1 protein-coding gene is annotated in these 1,153 nt (G+C 32.7%); it reads left to right on the top strand.

Features of this window, described 5'->3' with window-relative positions; all coding sequences use genetic code 11:
• Window positions 1-114 precede the first annotated feature (114 nt).
• On the top strand, window positions 115-1,113 hold the full coding sequence (locus BFL01S_RS19670) for a LacI family DNA-binding transcriptional regulator (RefSeq protein WP_061786732.1): 999 nt from the start codon (window positions 115-117) through the stop codon (window positions 1,111-1,113).
• Window positions 1,114-1,153 lie beyond the last annotated feature (40 nt).

The raw sequence follows: 1,153 nt of genomic DNA, 5'->3' as shown, positions 1-1,153 counted from the left end.
CCCTCATTTCTATTATGTGATTGAAAGTAAATAAAAATGTTTACTAAAAATGTTTACTTTATAAGAACTAATGTGTAATATGTAATAGGAAGGGGACAGAAAGGATGGGAAATAATGGCAACAATTCGTGATATTGCTCAAAAGTCTGGATTTTCAATTGCGACCGTTTCAAGAGTTCTTAATAATGATATAAATTTATCTGTTAGTGAAGATACAAGAGAAAAAATAAAAGCAATTGCGGAAGACATGGGTTATAAGAAAAAACAAGGAATCACACAGTTGAATAATGTAGCCTTTCTTTACTGGATATCCAATGAAGAGGAGCTTGAGGATGTTTTTTTTAAAGGGATTCGTACGGAACTAGAAAAACAAGCCGAACAACGAAAAATTGAATTAATCAGATATAACCAAGAAGATGGAATTGAAAAAATCGATAAGAATATAACTGCTTTTATTGCGATTGGGAAATTAACTGATCGAGAAATCAAATATTTAGAAGAAATAACACCTCATGGAGTGTTTTTAAATACAAGAAGAGACCCTCGGAATTTTGATTACGTTCTATCTGATTTGAATTTTATGATAGAGTCGATGATTCAATTTTTTGAAGGGTGTGGCTATGAACGAATTGGCTTTATTGGAGCTAAGGATTATGATGTAGAAACAAATGAACCCATTGCGGAACTGAGGGAAACAGCATTCAGAAACTATCAGAGGGAAAGAAATAAATTAAGAGAAGACGATGTATTAATCGTTCCTGTAAGTACGGTTAAAAATGGTTTTAATATCGCGTTACAAGCAATAGAAAAAATGGGAAATGATCTTCCTGAAGCATTTTGTGTTGCAACGGATCCTCTAGCAATCGGAGCTCTACAGGCATTCAATGAAAAGTTGATTCCAATTCCTGAGAGAGTTGCGTTCTTTAGTATTAATAATATTAGTGTGACGAAGTATGTTTCCCCACCTTTAACGACATTCCATATTGATATTTCAACAATTTGTGAAACAGCTCTAGACCTTTTAACGGAAAGATTAACGAAAAACAGAACAATAGCGAAAACTGTCTATGTACAAAGTAAAGCAATCTTCCGAAAAAGTACACCTTCTAAATAGTTAAAAACGAGCGAAAATGCTCGTTTTTTTTTTTTTTTTT

Origin of the sequence: Priestia flexa NBRC 15715 (assembly GCF_001591565.1) — a bacterium.
Lineage (GTDB): Bacteria > Bacillota > Bacilli > Bacillales > Bacillaceae_H > Priestia > Priestia flexa.
The sequence above is the reverse complement of the archived record's forward strand: the minus strand, read 5'-3'. Positions and strand labels throughout refer to the sequence as shown.

Coding starts and splice junctions, on each gene's coding strand:
- BFL01S_RS19670 (WP_061786732.1), top strand. CDS start 115: ATGGCAACAATTCGTGATATTGCTCAAAAGTCTGGATTTTCAATTGCG.